Annotated in this window: 26 protein-coding genes and 1 pseudogene; 13 read left to right on the forward strand and 14 right to left on the reverse strand. The window is 62.3% G+C overall.

All coding sequences use genetic code 11. From position 1 onward, the window contains the following. Positions 1-36 precede the first annotated feature (36 nt). Complete coding sequence (locus GGQ67_RS00970; protein WP_183898313.1) at positions 37-1,029, reverse strand: LacI family DNA-binding transcriptional regulator; 993 nt, start codon at positions 1,027-1,029, stop codon at positions 37-39. A gap of 371 nt (positions 1,030-1,400) precedes the next feature. Between GGQ67_RS00970 and GGQ67_RS00975 the strand changes: the two genes are divergently transcribed. Further along, positions 1,401-2,501, forward strand: coding sequence for a siderophore-interacting protein (locus GGQ67_RS00975; protein WP_183898314.1), 1,101 nt, complete (start codon positions 1,401-1,403; stop codon positions 2,499-2,501). A gap of 224 nt (positions 2,502-2,725) precedes the next feature. Next, complete coding sequence (locus GGQ67_RS00980; RefSeq protein WP_112822703.1) at positions 2,726-2,935, forward strand: hypothetical protein; 210 nt, start codon at positions 2,726-2,728, stop codon at positions 2,933-2,935. A 79-nt stretch (positions 2,936-3,014) separates the two neighbouring features. Here the strand turns inward: GGQ67_RS00980 and minE are convergent, their stop codons facing one another. The 7 genes from minE to GGQ67_RS01015 all read right to left on the reverse strand — a co-directional run bounded on the left by minE (position 3,015) and on the right by GGQ67_RS01015 (position 7,655). Then, the gene (gene minE, locus GGQ67_RS00985) at positions 3,015-3,272 is read right to left on the reverse strand and encodes a cell division topological specificity factor MinE (RefSeq protein ID WP_183898315.1); all 258 of its coding nucleotides are present in this window, start codon (positions 3,270-3,272) and stop codon (positions 3,015-3,017) included. Further along, positions 3,269-4,084: a septum site-determining protein MinD gene (gene minD, locus GGQ67_RS00990; protein WP_018896961.1), complete on the reverse strand. Its 816-nt coding sequence runs from the start codon at positions 4,082-4,084 to the stop codon at positions 3,269-3,271. Before minD ends, minE begins: the two co-directional genes overlap by 4 nt. A gap of 31 nt (positions 4,085-4,115) precedes the next feature. Next, a complete protein-coding gene (gene minC / locus GGQ67_RS00995) occupies positions 4,116-4,838 on the reverse strand; it encodes a septum site-determining protein MinC (RefSeq protein WP_183898316.1) in 723 nt (240 codons plus the stop codon). Between the two features lie 216 nt (positions 4,839-5,054). After that, positions 5,055-5,192, reverse strand: a complete 138-nt coding sequence (locus tag GGQ67_RS01000; protein ID WP_183898317.1) for a DUF1127 domain-containing protein — start codon at positions 5,190-5,192, stop codon at positions 5,055-5,057. A 237-nt stretch (positions 5,193-5,429) separates the two neighbouring features. After that, positions 5,430-5,885: a D-erythrulose-4-phosphate isomerase gene (gene derI / locus GGQ67_RS01005; protein WP_018896957.1), complete on the reverse strand. Its 456-nt coding sequence runs from the start codon at positions 5,883-5,885 to the stop codon at positions 5,430-5,432. Further along, complete coding sequence (locus tag GGQ67_RS01010) at positions 5,882-6,679, reverse strand: triose-phosphate isomerase (RefSeq protein WP_183898318.1); 798 nt, start codon at positions 6,677-6,679, stop codon at positions 5,882-5,884. Before GGQ67_RS01010 ends, derI begins: the two co-directional genes overlap by 4 nt. A 40-nt stretch (positions 6,680-6,719) precedes the next feature. Continuing rightward, entirely contained in the window at positions 6,720-7,655 is a 936-nt protein-coding gene (locus tag GGQ67_RS01015; RefSeq protein ID WP_183898319.1) for a sugar-binding transcriptional regulator, read from the reverse strand. Between the two features lie 46 nt (positions 7,656-7,701). Between GGQ67_RS01015 and GGQ67_RS25625 the strand changes: the two genes are divergently transcribed. After that, positions 7,702-7,824, forward strand: a complete 123-nt coding sequence (locus GGQ67_RS25625) for an Arm DNA-binding domain-containing protein (protein ID WP_183898320.1) — start codon at positions 7,702-7,704, stop codon at positions 7,822-7,824. Positions 7,825-7,828: 4 nt separating this feature from the next. Here the strand turns inward: GGQ67_RS25625 and GGQ67_RS25195 are convergent. The 3 genes and pseudogenes from GGQ67_RS25195 to GGQ67_RS01030 form a co-directional block, all read right to left on the reverse strand. Beyond that, a pseudogene (locus GGQ67_RS25195) lies at positions 7,829-8,650 on the reverse strand (sugar phosphate isomerase/epimerase family protein); the annotation flags it as partial. An 11-nt stretch (positions 8,651-8,661) separates the two neighbouring features. Beyond that, on the reverse strand, positions 8,662-10,176 hold the full coding sequence (locus tag GGQ67_RS01025; RefSeq protein WP_183898321.1) for a glycerol-3-phosphate dehydrogenase: 1,515 nt from the start codon (positions 10,174-10,176) through the stop codon (positions 8,662-8,664). 86 nt (positions 10,177-10,262) lie between these two features. Further along, a complete protein-coding gene (locus GGQ67_RS01030) occupies positions 10,263-11,816 on the reverse strand; it encodes an FGGY-family carbohydrate kinase (RefSeq protein WP_183898322.1) in 1,554 nt (517 codons plus the stop codon). A 907-nt stretch (positions 11,817-12,723) separates the two neighbouring features. Here GGQ67_RS01030 and GGQ67_RS01035 point away from each other — a divergent pair. The 7 genes from GGQ67_RS01035 (at position 12,724) to GGQ67_RS01065 (ending at position 21,318) form a co-directional block, all read left to right on the forward strand. Continuing rightward, positions 12,724-13,380, forward strand: coding sequence for a DUF2291 domain-containing protein (locus GGQ67_RS01035; RefSeq protein WP_183898323.1), 657 nt, complete (start codon positions 12,724-12,726; stop codon positions 13,378-13,380). Continuing rightward, on the forward strand, positions 13,377-14,927 hold the full coding sequence (locus tag GGQ67_RS01040) for a sugar ABC transporter ATP-binding protein (protein ID WP_183898324.1): 1,551 nt from the start codon (positions 13,377-13,379) through the stop codon (positions 14,925-14,927). The genes GGQ67_RS01035 and GGQ67_RS01040 overlap by 4 nt, the downstream gene beginning before the upstream one ends. A 23-nt stretch (positions 14,928-14,950) precedes the next feature. After that, positions 14,951-16,003, forward strand: a complete 1,053-nt coding sequence (locus GGQ67_RS01045) for an ABC transporter permease (RefSeq protein WP_183898325.1) — start codon at positions 14,951-14,953, stop codon at positions 16,001-16,003. Positions 16,004-16,089: 86 nt separating this feature from the next. Further along, entirely contained in the window at positions 16,090-17,037 is a 948-nt protein-coding gene (locus tag GGQ67_RS01050) for a D-ribose ABC transporter substrate-binding protein (protein ID WP_183898326.1), read from the forward strand. A 102-nt stretch (positions 17,038-17,139) separates the two neighbouring features. After that, positions 17,140-18,000, forward strand: a complete 861-nt coding sequence (locus GGQ67_RS01055) for a DeoR family transcriptional regulator (protein ID WP_183898327.1) — start codon at positions 17,140-17,142, stop codon at positions 17,998-18,000. A 7-nt stretch (positions 18,001-18,007) separates the two neighbouring features. Then, positions 18,008-19,537 (forward strand): FGGY-family carbohydrate kinase, encoded by a 1,530-nt coding sequence (locus GGQ67_RS01060; RefSeq protein ID WP_183898328.1) that lies wholly within the window; start codon positions 18,008-18,010, stop codon positions 19,535-19,537. Between the two features lie 59 nt (positions 19,538-19,596). Then, complete coding sequence (locus GGQ67_RS01065; RefSeq protein WP_183898329.1) at positions 19,597-21,318, forward strand: glycerol-3-phosphate dehydrogenase/oxidase; 1,722 nt, start codon at positions 19,597-19,599, stop codon at positions 21,316-21,318. 9 nt (positions 21,319-21,327) lie between these two features. Here the strand turns inward: GGQ67_RS01065 and GGQ67_RS01070 are convergent, their stop codons facing one another. The 3 genes from GGQ67_RS01070 to GGQ67_RS01080 form a co-directional block, all read right to left on the reverse strand. Next, a complete protein-coding gene (locus tag GGQ67_RS01070; protein WP_183898849.1) occupies positions 21,328-23,145 on the reverse strand; it encodes an EAL domain-containing protein in 1,818 nt (605 codons plus the stop codon). Between the two features lie 162 nt (positions 23,146-23,307). Continuing rightward, the gene (locus GGQ67_RS01075) at positions 23,308-23,493 is read right to left on the reverse strand and encodes a DUF982 domain-containing protein (protein ID WP_343056444.1); all 186 of its coding nucleotides are present in this window, start codon (positions 23,491-23,493) and stop codon (positions 23,308-23,310) included. Further along, complete coding sequence (locus GGQ67_RS01080; protein ID WP_183898893.1) at positions 23,490-23,678, reverse strand: hypothetical protein; 189 nt, start codon at positions 23,676-23,678, stop codon at positions 23,490-23,492. The genes GGQ67_RS01075 and GGQ67_RS01080 overlap by 4 nt, the downstream gene beginning before the upstream one ends. Before the next feature lie 47 nt (positions 23,679-23,725). Here GGQ67_RS01080 and GGQ67_RS01085 point away from each other — a divergent pair, with 47 nt between their 5' ends. The 3 genes from GGQ67_RS01085 (at position 23,726) to GGQ67_RS01095 (ending at position 25,712) form a co-directional block, all read left to right on the forward strand. Next, complete coding sequence (locus tag GGQ67_RS01085) at positions 23,726-23,947, forward strand: hypothetical protein (protein ID WP_246400058.1); 222 nt, start codon at positions 23,726-23,728, stop codon at positions 23,945-23,947. Positions 23,948-24,083: 136 nt separating this feature from the next. Continuing rightward, entirely contained in the window at positions 24,084-24,683 is a 600-nt protein-coding gene (locus tag GGQ67_RS01090) for a nitroreductase family protein (RefSeq protein ID WP_183898331.1), read from the forward strand. 111 nt (positions 24,684-24,794) lie between these two features. Beyond that, positions 24,795-25,712 carry a LysR family transcriptional regulator gene (locus GGQ67_RS01095; RefSeq protein WP_183898332.1) on the forward strand — a complete coding sequence of 306 codons (918 nt, stop codon included), beginning with the start codon at positions 24,795-24,797 and terminating at the stop codon, positions 25,710-25,712. The last annotated feature ends 101 nt before the right edge of the window (positions 25,713-25,813 follow it).

The following is a 25,813-nucleotide window of genomic DNA, read 5'->3' on the forward strand; positions in this document are numbered from 1 at the left end:
TACCGAGCCGTCGCACCCTGGTGCGGCGGCTTTTTTTTATCGGGACGGCCGATTCAGATCGCGAACGGTCCCGCCCTTGTGAAGCGAGTAGGCGAGTTCGAGATGCCGCTCGGGCGCGGCGTTTTCGGCAATGTCGAGGAGCAGCGACGCCGCGGTCGTGCCCATGCTGGCATCAGGCATGTTCACCGTCGTCAAAGGCGGATCGATCAGCTTGCCGATGACGATCCCATCGAACCCGGCAACCGACATGTCTTGTGGGACCGTCAGTCCCTCGCGCCGCAAAGCCGCGATCACGCCCAGTGCCAAAAGATCATTCGACCCGATGATGGCGGTCGGCCGACCGTCCCTGATCGCCGCCAGGATATCGATCTGATCATATTCCGACACGAACGAGATCTGCATCGCGTCGAGCGGTTGCTTTCCGGCTTCCCGCAATGCTTCAAGATAGCCCCGGTAGCGGCGCGCGGCGCGATCGGAAGCGACAAAGCTGCCGGAGACGAACAAAATCCTCTCGTGCCCCATCTGCAGCAGATAGCGCGTGAGATCACGGCCGGCCGCGAAATTGTCGACGGTGACGGCGGCTGGAAAGCGTTCCGTCGGCAGATTGTGCAAGAGCACAGTCGGCGGCAGATCCGCGAGCAGCGCCTGACTGCTCAGGCCGTCGCAGACGGTCAGGATCAAGCCGGTCGGGCGCTCGCTCATCAGGCCGGACACGGCGTTCGCTTCCTGCAGCGGGTCATAGTTGGACTGAGCGATCAGCACGCTATGCCCTGCGGTCAGCATGCGGTTCTGGATACCGGACAGGGAGGCGGCGAAGACCGGGTTGGTCAGGCTCGGCACGAGCACGCCGATGACGGGCCTTCTGCCGCCCCTGGCAGTTGCTCCTGAAGCGCGATAGCCGAGTTCGCCCGCCGCCTTGCGGACCTTGCCGACCATCGCGGGGCTAACCGGTCCGCTGTGGTTCAGAACGCGGCTCGCCGTCGCCGTGGAACAGCCCGCCCGTTCAGCAACTTGGCGCAGTGTCGCCATGGATCGTCTTCTCGCGTTTCCGGATGCAGCCTGTCGCAGGCGGCTTTAGCAGGGATGCCGTGCTCCGCGCAAGAATACGCCCGGTTGCACGAAGCAGCCCATCGATGGCGGCCGCCATCACCGATCGATCGGCTGAATTCAGCCGTCTTCTTGCGGATTGCCAAGTTTGCGGGCGTCTAACATCGGCATGGGTGTAGAAAACCGGAGAGACGTCGCCTATACCGTTGCCTACATGCGCACTTCAGGGCAGATACAACAGGCGATGGAAGCAACACGAGCTTCGGGATCATTCCACGGCCGGGATCGGGGTGTCCGATGTCCCATCGGGGATGGCTTGCCATTCCCCGGTCGTTTACCCGAGGTGATACCCGATGACCGAACCCACACGATTACGCGGCAGCACTGAAATTAGACTGCTGAAGCTGCCTGAATACCTGCACCTGATCGTCGATCGGCTGGCGAGCTTCGATGCCGCCGTTGTTCAGACCGATGATAGCATAACCTTCGAATTCCCCTTCGCTTCCGCGCGCTTCGACATGACGCCCGAGCGGCTGACGATGGAAGCCTCGTCGCCGGATGAAGAGGGCCTTCGCCGCGCCAAGGAGCTTCTCGGGGTCGCCGTCGAGCTCTATGCCAAGAGCGAAAAGCCGCAATTCGTCTGGACTGGCGATCTCGCCGGCGACACGACACTCTCTTCGTTCCGATTGATGCGCGTCGAGCGCGCCTGGCAGGTGACGCCAGGCATGAGACGCGTGCGTCTGACGGGGAGCAATCTCGAGCGCTTCGACAGCACCACCAGCATGCACATCCGGATGTATTTTCCGACAGCCGATGTCCCCGAGCCGGTGTGGCCGATCGCCGGTCCGAACGGCCTCACGTTCTGGCCGTCGGAGGAGCGCAAGCCGGTCGCGCGTGTCTACACCATTCGCGAGATGGATGTGAAGGCAGGCTATGTCGACGTCGATTTCGTCGTTCACGGCGATGGCGATGGCTCGCACGAAGGCGTCGGCTGCAGCTGGGCCATGCATGCCAGGGAGGGCGATCAGGTCGGTATCATGGGGCCTCTCGGCCGCCCGGTTAGACCCGCGGACTGGTACATCATGGGATGCGACGAGACCGGATTGCCGGCGCTGAGCCGCATCCTGGAGCGACTGCCGCCCGATGCGCGCGGCCATGCCTTCGTCGAAGTCGCGCGGGCGACCGACGAGCAGCCGATCACCCACCCCAAGGGTATCGAGCTTCGCTGGATCCACCGCAACGGCGTTCCCGGCGGCGAGCACGGCGAACTGGTCCGCGCCATCCGTGCGGTGGAATGGCCCGAGGGCGTCTCGAGCTTCGGCTGGTTTGCCTCCGAGAACGAGGCCACCAAAGAGATCCGCGAGTATTGGCGCGACACGCTGTCCTACGGACGCGACCAGACGCTGGCTGCGGGCTACTGGAGACGAGGCGTGACCGGACTGATGGCCGGTTGATCGAGGCTACCTCGCATGCCCTTATGGGGACAGGACATCGGCAGAGCGGTGATGGGGCGAAGACATCCGCCCGTTCATCGCCGGCCCGGCGTATGATCGCAGGCGGACGCTAAGGTGACATTCGGCTTGCCGAACGCCATGCGTCTGCAGTAGGTCACAGCTCTCAACCATTGCGGCCGCGTACGGCGGTCAAACAACGGCATGCGCCACCAAGGAGTGCTCCGATGAATGAAGCCCAGTTCATGGCACTATGCAAAAACGGGAAGTTCAAGGAAGCGCTGACGCTTGCCTTGGACGGCAAGGAGAAGGCGAAGTTTTCGCCCAGCCGCTTCGCGATCGACAAGAAGTCGGGCAAGCCGGTCTTCTACCGCGGCAACAAGCGCGTCGAGATCGGCGCTGATGGCGAGTGGGAACTGGCCAAGAATAACTGGTAACTTGCCGAAGGGCCGGAACTAAGCCGGCCATTTCGCTGTGGAAGAGCGGCACCGAGAGTGCCGCCTCCCCTATTCTCGCTCAGGCAGCGCGGGCTGCGTTCAGCGGGATCTCGACATCGATCTCGAGAATCGACATGTGCTCATCGCGGTCCATCTTGACGTGCACGCGATCATTGTCGACCTGGACATGCTTGGCGATGACGGCGAGGATTTCCTCGCGGAGAACCGAAATCAGATCCGACCCGGTCGAAGACCGCTCGTGCGCCAGAAGCACCTGCAGTCGCTCGCGGGCAGCCGGTGCGGTTCTCTGTTTTCCAAAAAGCCGAAAAATGCTCATGCGGCCTTCCTTCCAAAAATCTTGCCGAAGATACCGCGCTTCTCGCCGGGGACCGTCATCGCCACTTCTTCGCCGGCCAGTCGGCGCGCGGCGTCGAAGTATGCCATGGCGGGCGCGCTCTTGCTGTCGGCGAGCGTGACGGGGGCGCCGATGTTGGAAGCGCGCAGGACGTCCATGCTCTCGGGAATGATGCCGAGCAGCGGAATGGAGAGGATCTCCAGCACGTCGTCGACCTTGAGCATGTCGCCGCGCTCGGCGCGGTTCGCATCATAGCGGGTGAGAAGCAGATGCTTCTCCATGCGCTCGCCGCGCTCCGCCTTCAGCGTCTTCGAATCGAGCAGGCCGATGATGCGATCGGAGTCGCGAACCGACGAGACCTCGGGATTGGTGACGACGACGGCAACGTCGGCATGGCGCATGGCAAGCGTCGCGCCGCGCTCGATGCCAGCGGGGCTATCACAGATGACCCAGTCGAAGTGACGCTTCAGGTCGGCCATGACGCGCTCGACGCCCTCGGCCGTCAGATTGTCCTTGTCGCGCGTCTGCGAGGCGGGAAGGAGAAACAGCGTTTCGAGACGCTTGTCGCGGATCAGCGCCTGCGACAGCTTGGCGTCGCCCTGGATGACGTTGATCAGGTCGTAGACGACCCGGCGCTCGGCGCCCATCACCAGATCGAGGTTACGAAGCCCGACGTCGAAATCGACGACGACAACCTTCTCGTTTCTCTGCGCAAGAGCCGCTCCGAGGGCCGCGGTGGAGGTTGTCTTTCCAACTCCGCCCTTGCCTGAAGTGACGACGATGACTTTCCCCATCTTTCTCTCCTAATTCCTGGCCAACCTGGGCTCAGCTAAGTTTCTCGGCCTTGATCGCGTCGTCTTCCAGCCAGAGCTGGACGGCTTGTCCGCGAAGCCCCGGCTCCAGGTCTTCCGCCATCTTGTAGATGCCATCGATGGCAACCAGTTCCGCCTCGAGCTTGCGGCAGAAGATCCGCGCCGACGCATTGCCCAACGACCCCGCCATCGCTCGTCCGCGCAAAGTGCCGTAGACATGGATCGAACCGCCAGCGATGACCTCCGCGCCTGATGAGACCGATCCGATGATCGTCACGTCGCCTTCCGCGAATATCACCGACTGCCCGGAGCGAACCGGCTCCCGGATAACCAGTGACTGTGGAGTTTGCCGCGTCTCGATTGCGTCAGGCTTGCGCGGCGCTTCGAGAACAGGCTCGTTCTGCGGCATTTCGAAATCGGAAACCGGACGCCCACCCTTGAGCGCCGGCGGCATGCCTGGCCCGATGAGCGACGGACGGCCGCCTTCGATGCCCATGATGCTGACATTGCGCTCGCCGAGCGCCGCGATCAGCTCCTTCAATTGCGCGCGATCGATCTCCAACTCGCTGATATCGAGCACGACGGGACGCCCGAGGAAAAATCCGGCCGAACGCGCGGCCAGATCATCCAACCGTACCAGCCAGTCATCGAGCGGCAGGTCCGGCGACAGCATCACCGCCAGAAACGAGCGGCCCTTGATACGGATGGAGCGGGCATCTGTTAGCAATTTGGTCATCTACGTTAAGAAATCGTTGAGATTTATTAACGATGATTTGGTTAACAAAAGGTTAACGCGGGCATCTTGGCCGGCTTGGAGCGGCGCCGATGACGGGGCATTTTCGAGAGCGGATACACAGTATCGAACGCGCTCGTTTTTTGCTGAGAAAAGGCCCTAAAAACGATAAAGGCCCGCTTGAGCAGGCCCATCGGAAGCAATCAGGCAGTGAGGTGATCAGCGACCGTATACGCGACGCTTCAGATCGGCGCGGTTAACACCGATGTCCTTGAGAGCAGCGTCGTCAAGGCGGGAAAGTTCACGGTATGCCTTGCCGAGCTGGAAGTATTCGACAATCCTGTTGGCGATTTTCATTGCATATCTCCTGTTTGAATGCCCAATTATTTATCTTATTGCCCTGATAATGAGCAGAGATAAATTTGCATAAGAGGCATCCGAGAATCGCAATCGACGCTTGATCGGACGGGAATTTCGGGCGGCGAAATCGACACCGCAGATCACCATCAGTCGGACCAGCGAGATAGCCTTGCGTCCGGAGACATGCCGGAAATGCAGGCGGTCCGCTGATCGCAGGCCGCCCGCCGACAGCAATCAGCGCTGATTGTATTTCGCGTCGAGTTCGTCCATCGCCTTGACGTTGCCGGCGGAACGGCCGTTTTCGTCGAAGGTCTGCGCCAGGAACGCATCGGCGATGGCCTTGGCCAGTTCGGGTCCGATGACGCGCGCGCCCATGGTGATGATCTGGGCGTTGTTCGACAGTGCTGCGCGCTCGGCCGAGTATGTGTCATGGGTCAGCGCGGCGCGGATGCCGGGGACCTTGTTGGCGGAGATGCAAACGCCGATGCCGGTGCCGCAAACGAGAATCGCCTTGTCATAGGTTCCGTCGATCACGCCTGACGCCACGCGATCCGAAAGGCTTGCGTAAAAGGCATCCGGGCCTGCGCTCGTGCGCGAGACCTCGGACACCTCGTAGCGGTCCTTCAGATGGTCGGCGAGAACCTTGGCGAGACCTTCGCCCGCGCTGTCTCCTGCGATTGCCAGTTTCATGCTTTTTCTCCTTCGAGTTTTGCGTCAAGTTTGGCGGCGCATTTCGCCAGGATGTCGAGATAGCCCTCGACGTTCCAGGCCGATCGGCCGATGAAGAGCCCATCTATATGTGGGCTCGAGATGAGTTCTTCGCAATTTCCAGGATTGACCGAGCCGCCGTAAAGGCAGGGAATGCGGCGACCCAGCACTTGCTCGGCAACGGCGATGATTTCGGCCTGGCGCGCATCGGCATATTCGGCCGTCGCCGGAATGCCGTTGACGCCGATTGCCCAGACCGGCTCGTAGGCGAGCAGGATTTCGGCATCCTTCTGCGCGCCGGTGAGCTTGGAGAGCGCGCCGCGAACTTCCGTCGCCAGCACGTCGGCCGCACGGCCGCTTTCGCGGTCGGCCAGCGTCTCGCCGATGCAGATGAGCGGGATCAAACCATGACGAACGGCCGCCTCTGTCTTCAGGCCGACGGTTTCGTCGGTCTCGCCAAAGAATTCCCGGCGCTCGGAATGGCCGAGCTCGACGATGCCGAGATTGCAGTCCTTGAGCATGACGGGCGACACCTCACCCGTCCACGCGCCGTCATCGGCCCAGTGCATGTTCTGCGCGCCGACCTTGACCGACGTGTCGGCAAGCATCGACTTGACCTCGCGCACCGCCGTGAAGGGCGGGATGACAAAGCGCTGGATACGCGGATCGCGGGCGCCATCCGCATTTTTGAGCCCGCTGGCAAAGCTTTGCGCCTCGGCAAGCGTCTTGTTCATCTTCCAGCTGGTGCCGATCCAGAAACGCGGTGATTTTGCCATGTTCAATCCTATTCCATCTCGTCTTCAATCTGTCGCGGCGCTACTGCAGAAGCGCCTCGGCGGTGTTTTCGTCGGTAATCAGGCCATGCAGGCTACCGCTGCGAAGCACGGCGCGGATCGCCTCGACCTTCCCCACCCCGCCGGCGAGCGCCACTAGCCGCTCGGTTCTCGGTTGCGGCAAGGCGGCCGAAAGTGTGCGCTCGGTCAATGCCGTCTCGAGGATGCGGCCGTTGGAATTGAAGAAGTAGCCGAGGATTTCGCCGACGCCGCCGGCAGCCGCCACTTCCTTGATCTCGCGCGCCTCGATCATCCCCGATTGCACGAGCTGCGCATGCGTATCGACCGTGCCGAGACCGACGAGCTTCAGCGTGGCGGTATTGGCGAGATCCATCACCTCCTTGACGCCGCGCTGTGCCAAAAGCACCTCGCGATCCTCCGCGGTGTTGGCGAAGAAGGGCACTGGCATCACGTAGGCCGGCATGCCGGTCTTTTCGGCGATTCGATGCATCACGTCATAAGGATTGGCCGCATAATTGCGCGTAAGGCCGCCAAGCAACGAGACGAAGCGCAGATCGCGGGCCGAGACGCGCGGCAGGAGATGGACTGCCGTCGACAGCGTGCGCCCATGGCCAAGCCCGATCACGGAATTGTCGCCGCGCTCGATCTCACGCTTCAGGAAGTTCGAACCAGCAAGGCCAAGCGTGCGAAAGATCGACTCGTCTTCGCCGACATAGGGCGTCACTTCGCAATATTGCAGACCGAAGCGCTCGGAGAGGCTGTTCTCCAATGCCACGCACTCGATGATATCGCCTTCGATGCTGATCTTGACGACGCCCTCGGCGACCGCCCGGGCGATCAGGCGGTGCGTTTTCACCGAGGGCAGCCCAAGGCGTTTGGCCACCTCGGACTGAGTCAAGCCGCCGGCGTAGTGAAGCCAGGCGGCTCGCACCGCGAGCGATTCTTCCGGATCGTTCATCGACAGTCTCTCCCGATTTGGCCAGGCGGATATCCCGCCTCTGTTTTTGATTCGCCTCTCGTTCAGATATGCAGGTCGGCGATGCCGGTGTCGATGTGGGGCGCCCAGAACGCGACGCTTTCGGCGATCTGCGAGATCACCTGGCGGTCGTTCGGCTCGCGCTCCTTGAAGGACAGTTCGAGGCAGATCTCGTTATCCCTCGCCCCACCCTCGGCAAATGCCTTGAGCAACTCCGGTGGCTGGATGCGCCCCCTGGCGTTGAATTCGGCCGTGAAGGGACGATGCCCACCCTTGTCCATCAGGCTCTGCTTGATGTGGATGATCGGCGAGACCTTGGGCACGGCGCGCGCCCAGGCATAGGGTTCGTAATCATCGGGGTTGCTCGAGGTCACGTCGCCGTGGTCGATATCGGCCATCATCCACATCGGCACGGCCATGTTGGCGGCGGTCAGCCGGTCCTGCAACTTCATGCATTCGGCGATCGTCTCGCCAAACTCGCGGCCGATGCTCATCGGCTCCCAGAAGACATAGGAGAGCCCCGCCGCCTTCGCGTGCTCGGCAACCTCGGCCCAGCAATCGATCGCGATCTTGATCAGCTCCTCGCGGCGCGCGGGATCGTCGAAGTCCTTGTAGGTGAAGATCGCGAACTGCGTTCCGACCGAGGTCCCGCCGAGATCAGCGGTTATATCGGCGAAGGTCTTGAACCATTCGACATAGTAGCGACGGACGTCGGCGTCGGGATGACCGAAATGGTTGAGCCGGCCGTAAGGCCCGGTCATACCCGAGGTCACCCGCACGCCTGTACGCTGCAGCGCCGCCGACATGTTGCGGGTCAGCCTGCGGATGACGGGCGCCTGCCAGCTCGGATTGATGAACTCGTGGGTGAGTTGCAGGTCGCGGATGCGCAGATCCCGTGCCACGGCTTCGATCAGATCATCCGGCTCGGCGAAACGATTGACGAGCGGATTGGTGTTTAAGGAAAGGGTCAATGCCATAATTTGTATCCTCAGGCGGCCGCAACGAGGTTCGCGCCGGCGAACCAGTCGGCGAAGCCGGCCTGCTCGGCCTCGGTGAGGTGCAGATAGTGCTTCGTGCGCCGCTTCAGCACGTCCTCGGGGGTCAGCGCCCACTCGGACGAGACGAGATAACGAACCTCGGCCTCGTAGAGATGGCCACCGAAGTGGCGGCCAAGGCCTTCGACACCTTTTGCATCGCCGACGATCTTGCGGGTGCGGGTGCCGTATAGACGGCCATAGTGGCCGGCAAGCGTGCGCGACATCCAGGGATAGGCTTCCTTCAGACCGTTGAAGAAGGTCTCGTAATCGGCCTTCGGCATGTCGCCGCCCGGAAGTGCCGCGTGCTCCGTCCAGTTATCGGACATTTGCGGGAAGATATGCTTCAGCCGCTGCATGCCGCGCTCGGCAAGCTCACGGAAGGTGGTGATCTTTCCACCGAACACATTCAGCAGCGGCGCGTTGCCGGTCTCCTCGAGATCGAAGACGTAATCGCGCGTCACCGCCGACGGATTGCCCTTGCCGTCGTCGAACAACGGCCGCACGCCGGAGAAGCTGTGCAGCACATCCTGGCGGCGGAGCTTCTCCTTGAAGTAGCGGTTGACGGCCGTGAGCAGGTATTCGATTTCCTTTTCATCCGCCGCGACGTCCTCGGCTCGGCCTTCGTAGGAGATGTCGGTCGTCCCGATCAAAGCCTTGTCGCCCTCATAGGGGTTGATGAAAATCACGCGCTTGTCGTGGTTCTGCACCAGGTAGGCGTTCGAGCCCGCCCAGAACTTCGGCACGATGATATGGCTGCCCTTGACCAGCCGGACATTGCGGCTGCTGTTGGCGCCAGCCACGCGGCCGATGACATCGGACACCCAGGGGCCAGCCGCGTTGGCGATACAGCGGGCGCGGAAATTGCGGGTTTCGCCGGTGACGCTATTCTTGGTGGTGATGCTCCAGCCGCCGTTCTCGCGCCGGGCGGAGACGGCGGCCGTGCGGGTCAGGACCTCGGCGCCACGTTCGGCGGCATCGACCGCGTTGAGCACCACGAGGCGCGCATCGTCGACCCAGCAGTCCGAATATTCGAAGCCGCGGATGTATTGATCGAGGATCGGCGTGCCCTCGGGGTCACGGCGCAGATCGAGCGTGCGGGTGCCCGGAAGCTTCTTGCGGCCGCCGAGGTGATCGTAGAGGAAGAGGCCGAGGCGAACGAGCCAGGCCGGGCGATCCTGCGGCGAATGCGGCAGCACGAAGCGCATCGGCCAGATGATGTGAGGCGCGGCGTTGAGCAGCACCTCGCGCTCGATGAGCGCCTCGCGCACCAGCCGGAATTCGTAATATTCCAGATAGCGCAGGCCGCCATGCACCAGCTTGCCCGAGCGCGACGACGTTCCCTGCGCCAGATCGTCCTTCTCGCACAGCACGACCTTCAGGCCACGGCCCGCCGCGTCGCGCGCGATGCCGGCGCCATTGATCCCGCCACCGATCACGAACAGATCCACCATTCCGGACTCAGTCATCAACATGCTCCTTCGGATGCTCTTTGCATCAACAAATTCAGTCAGCGCGACCGCGCATACGTCGCGGCCCAGCGCGGCGTTTCCGTTTATTGCGTGGCGACCAGTTGATCCCAGGCAGGCGCAACCGCCTGGCGCACCATTACATAGGCCTTGAACAGGCGCTCGAAGCGCTCGGCCTGCTCGCTGTCGGGCGCTTCGGCCTCGCCAAGCAGCGGCGTCACCCATTCGGCAATGCAATCATCCATGTTGCGATAGGCACCGATGGCGACCGCCGCCATCATCGCGACGCCCGCGGCGCCCGCCTCCTCGCGCCGCGATACCCTGACCGGCGCATTGACCGCAGCCGACAGGCAACCGCGAAGCGCGCGCGAACGCGCCGCGCCGCCGGTGATCCGGAGCTCCTCGGGCATGTCGCCCATCGCCGCGTAGCAATCGCGCGTCGCCATGCCGAGACCCTCGACGACGGCGCGCAACAGATCAGGAAAGCCGTGACGCATGGAGAGGCCAGTGAAGCCGGCACGCGCAGCGGCGTTGACGAAGGGTCCGCGCTCGCCGGCATCGGAGATATAGGGATGATAAAGTACCGAGCCTGGACGGCTCTCGGCGAACCAGCTGTCGATGCGGGCGATCAGATCGGCATGAGACACGGTCTTGCCGCCCTCCGCCATCAGCGATCCGGCCATCTGCAGCAGCCAGTCGATATTGATGGTGGCGCTCATGTTGGTCTGCACCTGGGTGACGATACCGGGCATCGGCAAGGCGATCACATACCCCGTCCCCTCCGCATTGAGCTGCACGTCGGCCACCGCCTTCGCGCGCATGTGGACGCCGGTGGAGCCGACGGTCGAACAGGCCGCGTTCTGACCCGCGCTGCGTACGCCGGCGCCGAGCGCGGTCATGACCATATCGACATAACCCAGGCTGACAGGTGTACCGGCAAGAAGACCACAGGCCCGCGCCGCGTCGGCGGAGAGCGGATGGGTGACCTCTGTGCCGTCGATGATCTCCGGCAGCAGCGACCGGCGGCGCGACAGCCCGAGGGCATCGATCGCCGTATCGTCATATCGCCGCGTGCGGAAATTGCCGAAGGTGAAACTCGCTTCCGATGGATCGGTGGCGCGGACGCCCGTGAGATTGAGATAGAGCCAGTCCTTGCAATGAAGCGCGACTTCAGCGTGATCGAGAAGTTCGGGCTGATTGCGATCCATATGCGCGATCTGAGCGCCCTGCTGACAGGTGTTGAGACCAGTCCCGGTCGCTTCGAAACGCGCGCGATTTCCCGCACCGGCGCTAAGCCGCGTCACGGTGGGGGCTGCGCGCGCGTCGAGCCATAGCCAGGCATCGCCAACCGGCTGGTTGCCGGCGCCGACAAGCCATGTGCCGTCGCCCTGCCCCGTAACCGAAATGGCCGCCGTGCGCTCGGCAAGCCCCGGCACCTTTTCGCCGAGGCCGCGCAACGCGGTCACGCAGTCGACCCAGGTTTGAGTGAGAGACTGCGTCGCCGAACCGTCATCGCCCGTAGCATATTGATTGCGCGCCGAAGCGGACGCGATCTGGCGCCCGGAGAGCTCGAAGGCGACCGCCTTGATCACCGACGTCCCGGCATCGATGCCGATGATGATCTGCCCACGCTCAGACATCGGAAGCCCCGTCGGCCACGACAATCGCCACGATAATCCATGCCGCTGGATACGGCATCCTCATCCCACTCATGGTCACTCCTCCCAGACGACCGCCGCGACCCGCGCCTAGCGCCGCCGTTCAAGCATTGCGACTGCTCCTCGCAAGATCAGACTGAAAGACCTCGCCTTGGGCAGCAACCGGAAACCGGCAATCACCGAATTTTCGTCTTATGTAGAATATAACACAAACTTATCACCGCAAATGAATTTTTTTTCTGTCGCCGCAATTTTTTTCAGCTATAATGCAACTCATCAAATTGACCCGATCGGCAAGGCGCCAAATTGGGCGCCGTTATGCGACTGAGGCGAGGACGCCATACGGCGCCAACGCACGCAACGTCGCGAAATCAAAATAAAACATTATTATCAATAACTTGTGATCAATCATCCTGATTGACCAGACGCGCACCCGGAATGCAATGAATTACAAAACGTTGTCGTGCAGCCACCCGCGTCAGGCACCGATCCGATCACGCGCAGCGGCCGTCAGCTTGGTCCGAAATCGAAAACGCCGCCGAATGGTCGATTGACAAGGGGCGATCTTTATAACATGTTTATTGCCATTGATAACACGGTGATACCACAGCTCACGGCTAACACGGTATCTGCGTGACACGCCCGGCGGTTGGAGGAGAAACAAGCGCCGGGTTATTGAGGAGGATCACGGCGGTGCGAATTTCTGTTTCCAGACATGGCTTGGCGTCACGCCAGCACTTCGGCTCCGGCGCCCGATCGACGCTTGGCGACTTCGCCGGCGACCTTCCCGATTTTCGTCTACCTGACCGGTCGCGACGTCGATAATCCCCCCATCCCTTCTTCTTTCCCTCAACAGGAAATCCGGCCCCGCGCCGAAGGTTGTCAGAAAATGAGCATAGAAACGGACTACGCGGCTTCCCAGCCGAAGAGCGGCAAACTGAAAATCGCGGTCGGCATAGCGGCGGTCGCGGTTGTCGTCGGCGCGATCGCGCTGGACACGAAGGTCGTCAACATCGGTTCCGAAAGCGACGTACGCCAACAGGTTTTCTCCTCCGACACCTATGGTGTGGAGCAGTTTCCGAAGATCGCGGCCGATGTCGAGAAGCGCGCCGTCGCTGCGGCCGAGCTTGCACCCGCGGTCATCGCCGACAAGAAGGCGGCGGGCGAGAAGTATGGCGTCGCGACGACCACCGGCCCGGTTCTGCCCGTGTCCTTCTCCGGTGTCGTCGGCGAGCGCAAGGGCAATATCAACGCGGTGCAGGTCGATGGACTGCCGCCCGAAATCGTCATTCGCATGCAGACCGGACCGGCGATCAACGGCACCGATCTTCGCGATGCCACGGGCACGATCGAATTCGGCCAGTTCACCAATCAGATCGAGTATCAGGATGCCGGTTCGGCGATCAACAACGAGATGAAGAAGGCGGTGCTGGGCAATATCGACCCCACGCAGCTGACCGGCAAGACGGTCACCGTCACCGGCGTGTTCAAGCTCATCAACCCGAAGAACTGGCTCGTCACCCCCGTCAAGGTTGAAGTCAAATGAGCCAGGCAAGCCAACGCCAGATCAAAGGCGAGATCGGTGAGGTCGTGCTCAGCGCCCACAACGTTGCCAAGACCTATGGCAGCGTGCAAGCGCTCAAGGGCGTGAACTTCGACATTCATCGCGGCCAGGTCACCACGCTGTTCGGCGAGAACGGTGCCGGCAAGTCGACGCTGATGAAGATCCTGTCGGGCGTGGTGCGCCCGACATCGGGCGAGATCGTGCTGGACGGGCAGACCGTCAACTTCGTGTCCTCGACGCATGCCCGCGAATGCGGAATCTCGATCATCCACCAGGAACTCAGCCTCGCGCCCAATCTCAGCGTCCGCGACAACATCTTCATGGGCCGCGAGATCATCACCGGCGGAACCGTCGATTTCGCCGAGGAAGAGCGCCAGACCCGCGCCCTGCTCGAAGAGCTGGAAGAGGATATCGATCCGCTCACCCCCGTCGAGGATCTCCGCCTCGGCCAGCAGCAGATCGTCGAAATCGCCCGCGCGCTGTCCGTGAATTCGCGTATCCTGATCATGGACGAGCCGACGTCTGCGCTGAGCGCCGCCGAAGTGGAAGTGCTGTTCAAGGTCATCCGTGATCTGACCAGCCGCGGCGTATCGATCGTCTACATCTCGCACCACCTCGAAGAAGCATTGCAGATCACCAACCATGCCGTCGTCCTGCGTGATGGCACCATGACCGCCTATGCCGAGCGCAAGGACATCGATCTCGAATGGATCGTTCGCAACATGGTGGGTGAGAACTTCGACCTCGGCAGCCCGCCTGATGGCTACGAGATGGGCAAGGTCGCCCTCTCGATCAAGGAACTCACGGTTCCCGGCCCCTCCGGCGCCGCCTACAACGCGGTCGACCGGTTGTCTTTGGACGTGCGCGCCGGCGAGATCGTCTGCATCTACGGACTCATGGGCGCCGGCCGCACCGAGCTACTCGAATGCGTCGCCGGTCGGCTGCACGCAAGCGGCGGCCACATCCTTCTCGAAGGGCGCGACGTGGCCGGCCTCAGCATCGCCAACCGCATCGCAAGCGGCCTCGGCCTTGTTCCCGAGGATCGCCAGCGAGACGGCCTGGTGCAGACGATGACCGTCGGCTCCAACCTGTCGCTTGCCAGCATCGGCGCCTTCACCAAGGGGCTTTTCACGTCGGGCGGTCGCGAGCGCGAGCTGGTGACGGATTCGATCCGCAAGGTTCACATCAAGACCGACGGCGGCGCGGCCCCGATCGGATCGCTCTCCGGCGGCAACCAGCAGAAGGTCGTCATAGGCAAGATGCTGGCGACGCATCCGAAGGTCATCCTGCTCGACGAGCCGAGCCGAGGCATCGACATCGGCGCCAAGGCCGAGGTGTTCAAGCTTCTCGCCGAACGCGCCAAGCAGGGGCTGGCGGTGATCTACTCCACCTCGGAAGTCGCCGAATGCCTCAGCATCGCACATCGCATCATCGTCATGCATCGCGGCAAGATTTCCGCCGAGTTCAGCTCTGACGTCACCAAGGAAAAGATCATGGCCGCCTCTGGCGAAGCAGTGGTCGCGCACTAGCCCGGAATTATGGAGCACTGATTATGTCAGTCACTGAAGCAAACGACAAAAAGACAGTTTCGAACGGGCCACGGCGGGATTTCAATATCGTACGCCTGCTGCTGGAAGGTCGCGCGTTCTTCGCGCTGATCGTCATCATCGCGGTCTTCTCCTTCCTGTCGCCTTATTATTTCAGCCTCAACAACTTCCTGGTCATGGCCTCGCACGTGGCGATCTTCGGGATTCTGGCGATCGGCATGCTGCTCGTCATCCTGAACGGCGGCATCGACCTTTCGGTCGGCTCGACGCTGGGCCTCGCCGGTTGTATCGCGGGCTTCCTGATGCAGGGCGTTACGCTCTCCTCTTTCGGCGTCATCCTCTATCCGCCGGTCTGGGCCGTGGTCGTGATCACCTGCGCGATGGGCGCGCTGGTCGGCGCCGTCAACGGCGTGCTGATCGCCTATCTCAAGGTGCCCGCCTTCGTCGCATCGCTCGGCGTTCTCTACGTTGCCCGCGGCATCGCGCTCCTGATGACGAACGGCCTGACCTACAACAGCCTCGGCGGCCGCCCCGAACTCGGCAACACCGGCTTCGACTGGCTCGGTTTCAACAGCCTCGGCGGCATTCCGATCGGTGTTCTGGTGCTCGCGACCATCGCCATCATCTGCGCCATCGTGCTCAGCAAGACCGCTTTCGGCCGCTGGCTCTATGCTTCCGGCGGCAACGAACGCGCCGCCGAACTCTCGGGCGTACCCGTCAAGCGCGTCAAGATCCTGGTCTACGTGTTCTCCGGCGTCTGCGCGGCCGTTGCCGGCCTGGTCCTTTCCTCCCAGCTGACGTCCGCCGGTCCGACCGCCGGCACCACCTATGAACTGACGGCTATCGCGGCCGTGGTCATCGGCGGCGCCGCGCTCACCGGCGGACGGGGGACCGTACGCGGCACCATGCTCGGCGCCTTCGTCATCGGCTTCCTGTCCGACGGCCTCGTGATCATCGGCGTGTCGGCCTATTGGCAGACGGTCTTCACCGGCGCGGTCATCGTTCTCGCCGTTCTCATGAACAGCATCCAATACGGGCGTCGGGTCAAATCCTCCTGACGCACGCTCAAGACCTTCTCCGCAACGACGCGGAAAGCACCGCCGGGAAGCCGGCACCACACGAACTCATCAATGGGAGAGAGACTATGTTTAAAAAGGGCATGCGCGTTCTTCTGGCGGCCGTTACCGTAGCGCCGATCTTCGTAAGCTCCGCATGGGCAGAGGGCCTGATGACGATCATCGTCAACGACCCGTCCAACCCCTACTGGCTCACCGAAGGCAACGTCGCCAAGGCGACCGCTGAAAAGCTCGGCTACACCGCAACAGTCGGCGCGCACAAGGGTGACACCAACACCGAAAGCAACCTCATCGACACCGCGATCACCAACAAGTCGGTTGCCATCATCCTCGACCCGGCAAACGCCGATGGCTCCGTCGGCGCCGTCAAGAAGGCCGTTGCCGCGGGCATTCCGGTTATCCTCGTCAACGCCGAAATCAACCAGGAAGGCCTCGCCAAGGCGCAGCTCGTTTCCAACAATGCCCAGGGCGCGGCCCTCGGCGCGCAGCAGTGGGTCGAAGCTGTCGGCGACAAGGGCAAGTATGCCGAGCTCTTCGGCTCTCCGTCCGACAACAACGCCGCCACCCGCTCCAACGGCTACGAGTCGGTCCTGACCCAGTATCCCGATCTGGTGAAGTCCGCCAAGGAAGTCGCCAACTGGGACCGTACGCAGGGCCACAACAAGATGCAGTCGATGCTGCAGGCAAATCCTGACATCATCGGCGTCATCTCCGGCAACGACGAAATGGCTCTCGGTGCGATCGCAGCTCTGAAGCAGGCCGGCAAGCTGGCAAACGTCAAGGTCGGCGGTTTCGATGGTTCGCCCGACGCGGTTGCCGCGATCAAGGCCGGCGAACTGCAGTACACCGTCCTCCAGCCGGTCGCAGTCTTCTCTGAAGAAGCCGTCAAGCAGGCCGACAACGTCATCAAGACCGGCAGCACCGGCGCCAAGAGCGAAAAGCAGCTCTTCGATTGCCTGCTGATCACCAAGGACAATGTCGACAAGTACACGGCTCCCTTCGTTCTCGAGCAGTAAGACAGGAAGGGGACGCCTCGCCGAGGCGCCCCCTTTTTCCTCCACAGTTGCGTATCTTCGCGATACAACGCGCATATCCGTCGTTCGAGCGCAGAGGCCATCGTGACACAGAAGATAGGCGCAGGCGCGCTCCCCATCGACGAACTCCCGAGCGACAGCCGCCAGACGCGTCAGCTGGTGCGCCGGCAAATGATCGCCGAGGCGGTCATGGCGGAAGGACAGATGCGGATCGAGGATCTGACCGACCGCTTCGGCATCAGCCTGATGACCGCCCATCGTGACGTGGACGACCTCGTCAGCCGCGGACTGTTCCGCAAGACGCGCGGCATCGTAACCGCCGCCGCTTCCAGCCTGATCGAATCCAGCGACGTCTATCGCTCTGGCCGCCAGTCGGTGGAGAAGAACATGATCGCCGCGGCGGCCATGCAGTTCGTCGAGCCGGGCCAGGCCATTTTCTTCGACGATTCCACCACCGTGCTGCCCATGGCCGATCACCTTCCCGCGAAGGTTCCGATCACCGCCATCACCAATTCGCTGACGCTGATCAACGCGTTGAAGGGCATGCAGGACCTGACATTGCTGGCGCTCGGCGGGCAGTATTATAACTGGTGCAACGCCTTCGTCGGCCGCACCACCGTCAACGAGATCCACCGCTTGCGTGCCGACGTCGCCTTTATTTCCATGTCTGCGATCACAGACGATCTGGTGTTTCACCAGTCGCCGGAAATGGTCGACACGAAACGCGCCATGTTCGACTGCGCCGCCAAACGCATCCTTCTGGCCGACCACACGAAATTCGAGAGGCGCGCCCTGCATCGCTTCGCCGCCCTCAGCGAATTCGACGTCATCATCGTCGACGACAAGACGCCCGCCGTCCATATCGACCGCATGCGATCACGAGACATCAACGTGATCATCGCGCGGGAGGACAAGGCGCGTCCGCGACCACATCAGCCGGAGTAAAGCCTGAATGCCAAGTCTGCTTGGAATAGACAGCGGCCTCACCGTCACCAAGGCCGTGATCTTCGACGTCGACGGAACGCCGATCGCGGTTGCGCGCCGCCGCGTGACCCAGTTCATGCCGCATGCGCGCCATGTCGAGCGTGACATGAACGAACTCTGGACACAGACGGCCGACGCCGTCCGCGAGGCCATCGAACTCAGCGGACGTCCCGCCGGCGACATCGCCGCGATCGCGGCCACGGCGCATGGCGACGGCATCTATCTGACCGACAAGACCAATGCGCCTCTCGGCCGGGCGCTTCTGTCGCTCGACAGCCGTTCGGTCGACATCGTCGAGGCCTGGCTTGCCAGTCCGCTCGCCGACGAGGCGCTTGAACTGACCGGGCAGGTCCCGCATGTCTCGGCTCCATCCGCATTGCTCGCCTGGATCAAAAAGAACGAGCCGGCGCGCTACAGACAGATCGGCCATATTCTGTCGTGCAAGGACTGGCTGCGCTTCTGCCTGAGTGGCGTGATCGGCACGGATCGCACCGAGGCGAGCACCTCGTTCACCAACGTTAGGACGCAGGATTACGATCTCGATGCCCTGAGATTGTTCGACATCGAGGAGATGGCGTCGGCCTTGCCGCCGATTTCCCGCTCGGACGAGATCATCGGCTACGTGACCGCGCAAACGGCGGAGCGTACCGGCCTGGCCGTCGGAACGCCTGTCGTTGCCGGCCTGCACGACGTCACCGCCTCCGCGCTTGGTTCCGGCGGCTATGCCGATGACGTTGTCGCCGTCATCGCCGGCACCTACTCCATCAACGAGACGCTGTCGCCTCATCCGCGGATGGACCGCCGCTGGTTCTGCCGCAACGCCATCGAACCCGGCCAGTGGAACAACATGTCGATTTCGCCGGCATCGACGGCCAACTACGACTGGTTTCTCGACACGCTTTGCGCCAGCGAACGCCAGAAGGTCGAGGCATCCGGCGGTTCGGTTCACGCGCTACTCGCGCCGGAGATCGAGGCCGCCTTCGAGCGCCCGCTGACCGCGCTCTTTCACCCCTATCTCTTCGGCTCGCCCTATGGGGCGGCGGCCAGCGCAGGCTTCTTCGGCCTCGGCGGCTGGCACAATCGCGGCGACATGCTGCGCGCCGTGCTCGAGGGCATCGCCTTCAACCACCGCATCCATGTCGACGCCTTGCGGGATGGCTTCGCCTTTTCGGAGGCGAGGCTTGCCGGCGGCATTTCGCGCAACAAGCGCGTCGTGCAGATGTTCGCCGACATCCTCGGCATGCCGGCAACCGTTACGGCAACCGACGAAGCGGCCGCATGGGGCGCCGCCCTTTGCGCCGGCGCGGGTGCTGGCCTCTATGCAAGCCCTCGACATGATCCACGCGATACGACGGCCATCGCGCACCGTTGCTATCCCGATGCGGCGCGAAGTGCCGCATACCAAGAACGCTATGACCTCTTCCGCGAGATCGCCGATGCGATGGCGCCGATCTGGCCGAAGATCGGCAAGCTCACGGCGGACAAGCCGTCGGCTTGAGATATGAACCGCGCCCGCCGGGCACGGTTCACAGACGACATTCAGCAGGACGATTTCAGATGATCGACATTTCCGCCGCCAACACGCTTCGTTTCCAAGACCTAGGCGCGATCAAGGACATTGACGTCGTCATCCTCGGCGCGGGTATCAACGGCGCGGGAACGTTCCGCGACCTTTGCGTGCAGGGTGTCGACTGCCTGATCGTCGACAAGGCGGATTTCGGCTCCGGCACGAGTTCAGCGCCGTCACGCCTGATCCATGGCGGATTGAAATACCTGGAAACCGGCGAGTTCGGGCTGGTCGCGCAATCGACGCTGGAGCGCAATCTACTGCTGCGCAACGCCCCGCATTGCGTCGAGCCGCTCCCGACCTTCATTCCCGTGTTCTCCTGGACGCGCGGCATCTGGGCAGCGCTGAGGACGCTGACGGGCTCGACCACGGCACCGCGCAGCCGTGGTGCCGTTCTCGTGAAGATCGGCCTGCGGATGTACGACTTCTTCGGCGCCCGCAACCGGGTGATGCCGAACCATCGCTTTCTGTTCAAGAAGAAGGCGCTGAAGGAGATGCCGCATGTCACGCCCGCCATCGTCGCGGGTGGCATCTACTACGACGCCAAGATCAGCCGCCCGGAACGCCTGGTTTACGAACTCGTGGCGGACGGGCTACAAGCCAACGAAAATGCGCTGGCCACCAACTTCACGACGCTGCTTTCATCGGAAAACGGCGTTCTCACCTTCAGGCGCGCGAATGGCGAGACGTTTTCCGTTCGCCCGAAGCTGGTCATCAACGCCGCCGGACCATGGATCGATCACGCCAACGCATCGCTCGACGCGCCCTCGAAGCTGATCGGCGGCACCAAGGGCTCGCACATCCTGCTCGATCATCCGGAACTTGTGAAAAGCCTCAACGGCCACATGATCTACTTCGAGGCCGATGACGGCCGCATCTGCCTGGTCTACGACTATCTCGGTCTCGCAATGGTCGGATCGACCGACATACCGGCGAACGATCCCGAGACGGTGCGCTGCGAGGAGCCGGAAATCCAGTATTTCCTCGAGAGTGTGCGCTCCCTTCTCCCTTCGCTGCGCTTCAGCCGCGATCAGGTGGTCTACACCTATAGCGGCATCCGTCCGCTGCCGGCCTCCGATGCCTCCTCTCCGGGCCTCATCAGCCGCGACCACTCGGCACCGGTGATGGAAGCGACGGCGGAGCGTCCTTTCCCCGTCGTTTCGCTGGTCGGGGGAAAGTGGACGACGTTCCGTGGCTTCTCCGAGGAGGTCGCCGACCTCGTGCTGAAGCGCCTGCAGCGTCAGCGTCGCAAGTCGACCCAGCAACTGGCAATCGGTGGCGGCCGTCAGTTTCCAGCCGATCCCGCTCAGCGTGGAGCATGGATAGAGGCAGCGGCGCGAAAGAGCGGCATCGATATCACGCGCGCCGAAACGCTGCTGTCGCGATACGGCACCACGGCATCCGAAATCCTCGATCACGCTGCAACGTCACCCTATCGCGACAGCGACCGGCTTTCCGATGCCGGGCATTACAGCCTGCTGGAGATCGACTGGATCGCCCGGCGGGAGTTCGTCGTCCACCTCTCCGACATCGTTCTTCGCCGGACGACCATTGCGATCGAGGGTGCGTTGACGATGGCGGGCCTGCTGGATATGGCAAGGGTTGCGGCTGAAGCGCTCGGCTGGGATGCGGCGCGGACGGAAAGCGAAATCGACGACGTCGTGATGACGCTCGCGGATTTCCACGGGCAGGATCTCCGGCTGACGGCCTGATCGCAGCCTTTACGCCTGACGTGACATGGCCTGCTCCTCAGGCGCTTGACACTGGCCGAACTCCTGCAACAACCAGGCGGCCGAGTGGCGGTCGACCGCCTTGTGGAACAGATAGCCCTGCCCGAGCATGCACCCGAGCGCGCGCAGGTGTTCGGCCTGCATCTCCGTTTCAATTCCTTCGGCGACGACACGGATGCCAAGCTTCTCGGCGATCCCCATCAGGCCCTCGATGATCACCGCGCCCGCATCGCCGGGCACCAGGCGATCGACAAAGGACTTGTCGATCTTGATGATATCGACAGGCACGGTCAGCAGATGCGTCAAGGAGGCGAAGCCGGTGCCGAAATCGTCGAGCGCCACACGTAGCCCCTTCGAGCGCATGGCCTTTATCTCGCTTGCCACGACATGATCGCCCTGGCCGAGATAGACCGATTCGGTCACTTCGATGATGACGTGCTTCAGAGGTACGCCTGACGCCGCGAAGGCGCTGTACAGCCGCTCCTGCAGGTCCCCGGCGTGAAAATCCGCCGCCGACAGGTTGATGCCGACATGCTGGAACGGCAGGCCCATATCGAGCCAGCGGCGGACATCGGCGGCCACGTGCGAAAGCATGCGCTCGGTCAACTCGGACGCGACCTGGGCATCCAGCGTCGCGTCGTGGAAGTTCGCGGCCGAGACGACATCGCCGGTATGCGTGGTCATCCGGCAGAGTGCCTCAAAGCCAACGACCTCGCGCGTGTCGAGGCGCAGGATCGGCTGGTAGTGGGCATCGATGCGGTTTTGCGCGAGCGCCACACTGACGTCGCGAATGGCGCGGAAGCGCCGTGTCAGTGCGGTGCCCAGCCCGGCATGATAGGCTGAATACTGGCCACGATTGCGCTCCTTGCCGTGATAGAGCGCCACATCCGCATTATGCCGGACCTGATCGGGCGTGTCGTCGATCGCGGCAATCGCACCGCCGACGGTAGCGGCCGGAAAGATGACGTGGCTATCGCATTGGGCCGGTCTCTTGATCTCCCGCAATATGTCCTCGGCCTTCGCTGCGAGGTCGGGTTCCGGGCCGTCATGCAGAATGACCGCGAACTCGTCGCCACCCAATCGGAAGGTCGTCTCGGTGGGCATGGTGGCGGCCATCCGGCGCGCCACGACCTGAATGAGCGCGTCACCCGCCCCATGACCGAATGTATCGTTCACCAGTTTCAAATTATCGACATCGACAAGCAGCATGCCCCAACTCCGATCGGCGGACCGGTGCTGTTGCTTGAGAACCTCGTTGAACCGCGCCCTGTTGGGCAAACCCGTCAAGGCGTCGGTATAGGTGAGCGCCTCACGCTCGAGCGCGCGTTCGTTTCTCTCCAGCGCGATCGCGCAAAGATGGACGCATGCATCCACGATATCGCGCTCCAGCTGGCTCGGGCCGCGTCGTTCACGAAAATAGAAGGCAAAGGTCGCGAGAACTCGATCGCCACTCATGATCGGCGTCGACCAGCAGGCCTTGAAGCCCAGCGGCATCACCATGGCTTTGAAGTCCTGCCACCGAGCATCGTTTTCGATGTCTGTCACCGTGACAGGCACGCCATGATAGGCCGCCGTTCCACAGGAGCCGGCGAGCGGGCCGATGGCCATGTTGTCGATGGCTTGCGAATAGGCGGGGGGCAGCGATGGCCCTGCGAGCGGGTGCATGCGCCCGTCCTTGACCGTCAGCACAGAACACACGGTCCATGGGATCGCAGCCTCCACGCGCGTGCACAGTTCATGCACGACGGCGCTCACCGGCTCGCCCTTGGCGATCATTTCGAGAATGGCGTTCTGCAGCGTCAGCATGATTGTCCCACTCGAGATTACGAAACCCACAGTGGCATGTGCTCGTTCAGATCGGATTGAATGCATCGTTAAAATTCTATCCTTGCACCATATCTAAATAAGATTTTCCTGATTTTTAATCTCAAGCCACGGGAACAGGAATTGACGACGTTGTGTCCGTGCCGACTATCGTTCTTTTACGTAGACATTGGCCTCGACGGCGGCCGCGATGAACGCATTTCGCGCCTCTGAAGGCGGTCTCTTGCCGCTCAGAACCTGTTGGCAGGTGCGCTTGGCCGTCTTCAGACTGCGCCCGCGCGAGATCGGCCACGCCGTATTCAGCGCCGTCGCGGCTTCGCTTGTATTCGTCACTGTTCGAAATTCGCCGTATCTGCTCGCCTGGAAGTAGATCGGCCGGCTCCATCGTTTCGGGTCCATAACGCAATACCTCCGATACGGGTAAACGCGGGCGCGGTTGTGGCGTTCCAATATTTCAACGTCATGGTCGATAGCGGACGATCATCGACGATTTTCAGCGACTGTGCTTCGGCGGTCATAGCGCGGCATCCAATACGCGTTACGGTGGTGCGAAACGAGGGCGGGTATGATGACGAAGACGGACTGGCCGAAAGAAGCGCTGACATCGGAAGCAATGGAGATGTTGGATCGTGTTCTGAGACAATGGTGCACGGAACAGACTTGCGACGTGACCAGCGACCGTGGTCAGGCGACCGCCAAGGCGCTGATCGACTGGTTCGAATTCGGCGTGCGGGACGAAAGGGAGTTGGCGCGACTGGCGCGCGACGAATTGCCGTTGAAACCGTAGCCAAAAAAATCTTCAGCGCTTGGTGCAACGCAATATGCATCGTCGCTCGTATGGACTATCCCTTCTTGTCGGCCGTATTTCACTGCTCCTCCCAGCGGTAGGGCGGCCGCATATATATAAGAGGATAGTGCCCCACATGACCAATACACTGATTGAATCCATCAAGAAGCGCCGCAGCCAGTATGCGCTCGGCAAGACCCTGCCGATCTCCCAGGACGAAGCCACCACGCTCATCCAGGAAGCCGTCAAGCACACGCCGTCTTCCTTCAATTCGCAGAGCTCGCGTGTTCTGGTTCTCTACGGCGCGGAGAGCGACACGCTCTGGGGCTTCGTGATGGACGCACTGCGCAAGATCGTCCCTGCCGACGCGTTTGAATCGACCGAAAAGCGCATCAACAGCTTCGCCGCCGGCGCCGGCACCGTTCTCTTCTTCGAGGACCAGGACGTCGTGAAGGGCCTGCAGGAAAAATTCGCGCTTTACGCCGACAACTTCCCAGTCTGGTCGGAACAGTCGAGCGGCATGACGCAATTCGCCGTCTGGTCGGCGCTCGCCGCATCCGACATCGGCGCCAGCCTGCAGCATTACAACCCGCTGGCCGACGCCGAGATCGCGGCCGAATGGAACATCCCGGCCTCGTGGAAGCTGCGCGCCCAGATGCCGTTCGGCGCCAACTCCGCCGCTTTCGGCGAAAAGGCGTTCATGGACGACGGCGATCGCTTCAAGGTCTTCGGCTGACAACGTCTTCCGGCGGCGCCATGCGCCGCCGGAATTCTTTGCCTGGGCAGCCACATGTCAGGCAGTCAACATTGGATGACCGTTACGGCGAGTTGGTAAGGGGACAACTATTTGGATCGTCTCGAATGCGACCGGATGTTCGTTGCCGTCATTGATACGGGAAGCTTCGCCGCCGCCGCGGTCCGTCTCGGCACCAGCAGCGGCCAGGCTTCGAAGCTGGTCTCGCGGCTCGAGGCAAGCCTCGGCGTGCAACTGATCATGCGAACGACGCGCGCACTGTCTCTTTCGGAGGCCGGTCGCGCCTATTACGCACGCGTGAAATCGCTTCTCGAAGAATTCGACGCGCTCGATGCATCGGTACGCAATGCCTCGCGTGCACCATCCGGCCAGCTTCGGATCACCGCGCCGATCACCTTCGGCACGACGCAACTCACCCCCGTGCTCAGTCAATTCGCGACGGCTTTCCCCGACATCAATCTCGACGTCAGCTTCTCCGATCGGACGGTCAATCTCGTCGACGAAGGATTTGATGCCGCCGTGCGCATCGGGCGACCCGACGATAGCAGCCTGATCGCGCGCAAGCTTTGCCCCGCGCGCATCGTGCTCGTTGCCGCCTCGTCATATCTCGACCGCCGTGGTGTGCCGATGACGCCGGCGGACCTGGCGGCTCATGACTGCATCATCGACACCAATTTCCGCGATCCGCTGAGCTGGCGATTCCGCGACAAGGCCGGATCGCGGCCGCTGGTGACGGAGGTTCGCGGACGCATACAGTTCTCGAACGCCGAGGCTTGCGTCGCGGCAGCCGAAGCGGGGCTGGGCATCGCGCGCGTACCGAGTTTCGTTGCGGGCGCGCGGCTTCGTCTCAACGCGCTGCTTCCTCTGCTGTCCGACTTCGAGGATGAACCGCGCGGCCTTTACGCCGTCTATCCGCCTGCCCGGCATCTGGCGCTGAAAGTCAGAGTGCTCGTCGACTTCCTGGCGAACGCCTTTCGTGGCCAACCGGTGTGGGACAAGGACTGGACATGATTGTTTCCATTTCGGAAGGGAATATTATCTTCGTGACCGGATAATCATCAGTCTGGAACTGGGCCATATCTCCATCCGACAACGCGCAAGAACAGATGAGG

Origin of the sequence: Rhizobium metallidurans (genome assembly GCF_014196505.1) — a bacterium.
GTDB classification, from domain to species: Bacteria; Pseudomonadota; Alphaproteobacteria; order Rhizobiales; family Rhizobiaceae; genus Rhizobium; species Rhizobium metallidurans.

Coding starts and splice junctions, on each gene's coding strand:
- GGQ67_RS01050 (WP_183898326.1), top strand. CDS start 16,090: ATGTTTAAAAAGGGCATGCGCGTTCTTCTGGCGGCCGTTACCGTAGCG.
- GGQ67_RS00980 (WP_112822703.1), top strand. CDS start 2,726: ATGAATGAAGCCCAGTTCATGGCACTATGCAAAAACGGGAAGTTCAAG.
- GGQ67_RS01000 (WP_183898317.1), bottom strand. CDS start 5,192: ATGAAAATCGCCAACAGGATTGTCGAATACTTCCAGCTCGGCAAGGCA.
- GGQ67_RS00970 (WP_183898313.1), bottom strand. CDS start 1,029: ATGGCGACACTGCGCCAAGTTGCTGAACGGGCGGGCTGTTCCACGGCG.
- derI (WP_018896957.1), bottom strand. CDS start 5,885: ATGAAACTGGCAATCGCAGGAGACAGCGCGGGCGAAGGTCTCGCCAAG.
- GGQ67_RS01015 (WP_183898319.1), bottom strand. CDS start 7,655: ATGAACGATCCGGAAGAATCGCTCGCGGTGCGAGCCGCCTGGCTTCAC.
- minD (WP_018896961.1), bottom strand. CDS start 4,084: ATGGGGAAAGTCATCGTCGTCACTTCAGGCAAGGGCGGAGTTGGAAAG.
- GGQ67_RS01035 (WP_183898323.1), top strand. CDS start 12,724: ATGAGCATAGAAACGGACTACGCGGCTTCCCAGCCGAAGAGCGGCAAA.
- GGQ67_RS01090 (WP_183898331.1), top strand. CDS start 24,084: ATGACCAATACACTGATTGAATCCATCAAGAAGCGCCGCAGCCAGTAT.
- GGQ67_RS01040 (WP_183898324.1), top strand. CDS start 13,377: ATGAGCCAGGCAAGCCAACGCCAGATCAAAGGCGAGATCGGTGAGGTC.
- GGQ67_RS01085 (WP_246400058.1), top strand. CDS start 23,726: ATGATGACGAAGACGGACTGGCCGAAAGAAGCGCTGACATCGGAAGCA.
- GGQ67_RS01030 (WP_183898322.1), bottom strand. CDS start 11,816: ATGTCTGAGCGTGGGCAGATCATCATCGGCATCGATGCCGGGACGTCG.
- GGQ67_RS01010 (WP_183898318.1), bottom strand. CDS start 6,679: ATGGCAAAATCACCGCGTTTCTGGATCGGCACCAGCTGGAAGATGAAC.
- GGQ67_RS01060 (WP_183898328.1), top strand. CDS start 18,008: ATGCCAAGTCTGCTTGGAATAGACAGCGGCCTCACCGTCACCAAGGCC.
- GGQ67_RS01025 (WP_183898321.1), bottom strand. CDS start 10,176: ATGACTGAGTCCGGAATGGTGGATCTGTTCGTGATCGGTGGCGGGATC.
- GGQ67_RS01080 (WP_183898893.1), bottom strand. CDS start 23,678: ATGACCGCCGAAGCACAGTCGCTGAAAATCGTCGATGATCGTCCGCTA.
- minC (WP_183898316.1), bottom strand. CDS start 4,838: ATGACCAAATTGCTAACAGATGCCCGCTCCATCCGTATCAAGGGCCGC.
- minE (WP_183898315.1), bottom strand. CDS start 3,272: ATGAGCATTTTTCGGCTTTTTGGAAAACAGAGAACCGCACCGGCTGCC.
- GGQ67_RS00975 (WP_183898314.1), top strand. CDS start 1,401: ATGACCGAACCCACACGATTACGCGGCAGCACTGAAATTAGACTGCTG.
- GGQ67_RS01065 (WP_183898329.1), top strand. CDS start 19,597: ATGATCGACATTTCCGCCGCCAACACGCTTCGTTTCCAAGACCTAGGC.
- GGQ67_RS01045 (WP_183898325.1), top strand. CDS start 14,951: ATGTCAGTCACTGAAGCAAACGACAAAAAGACAGTTTCGAACGGGCCA.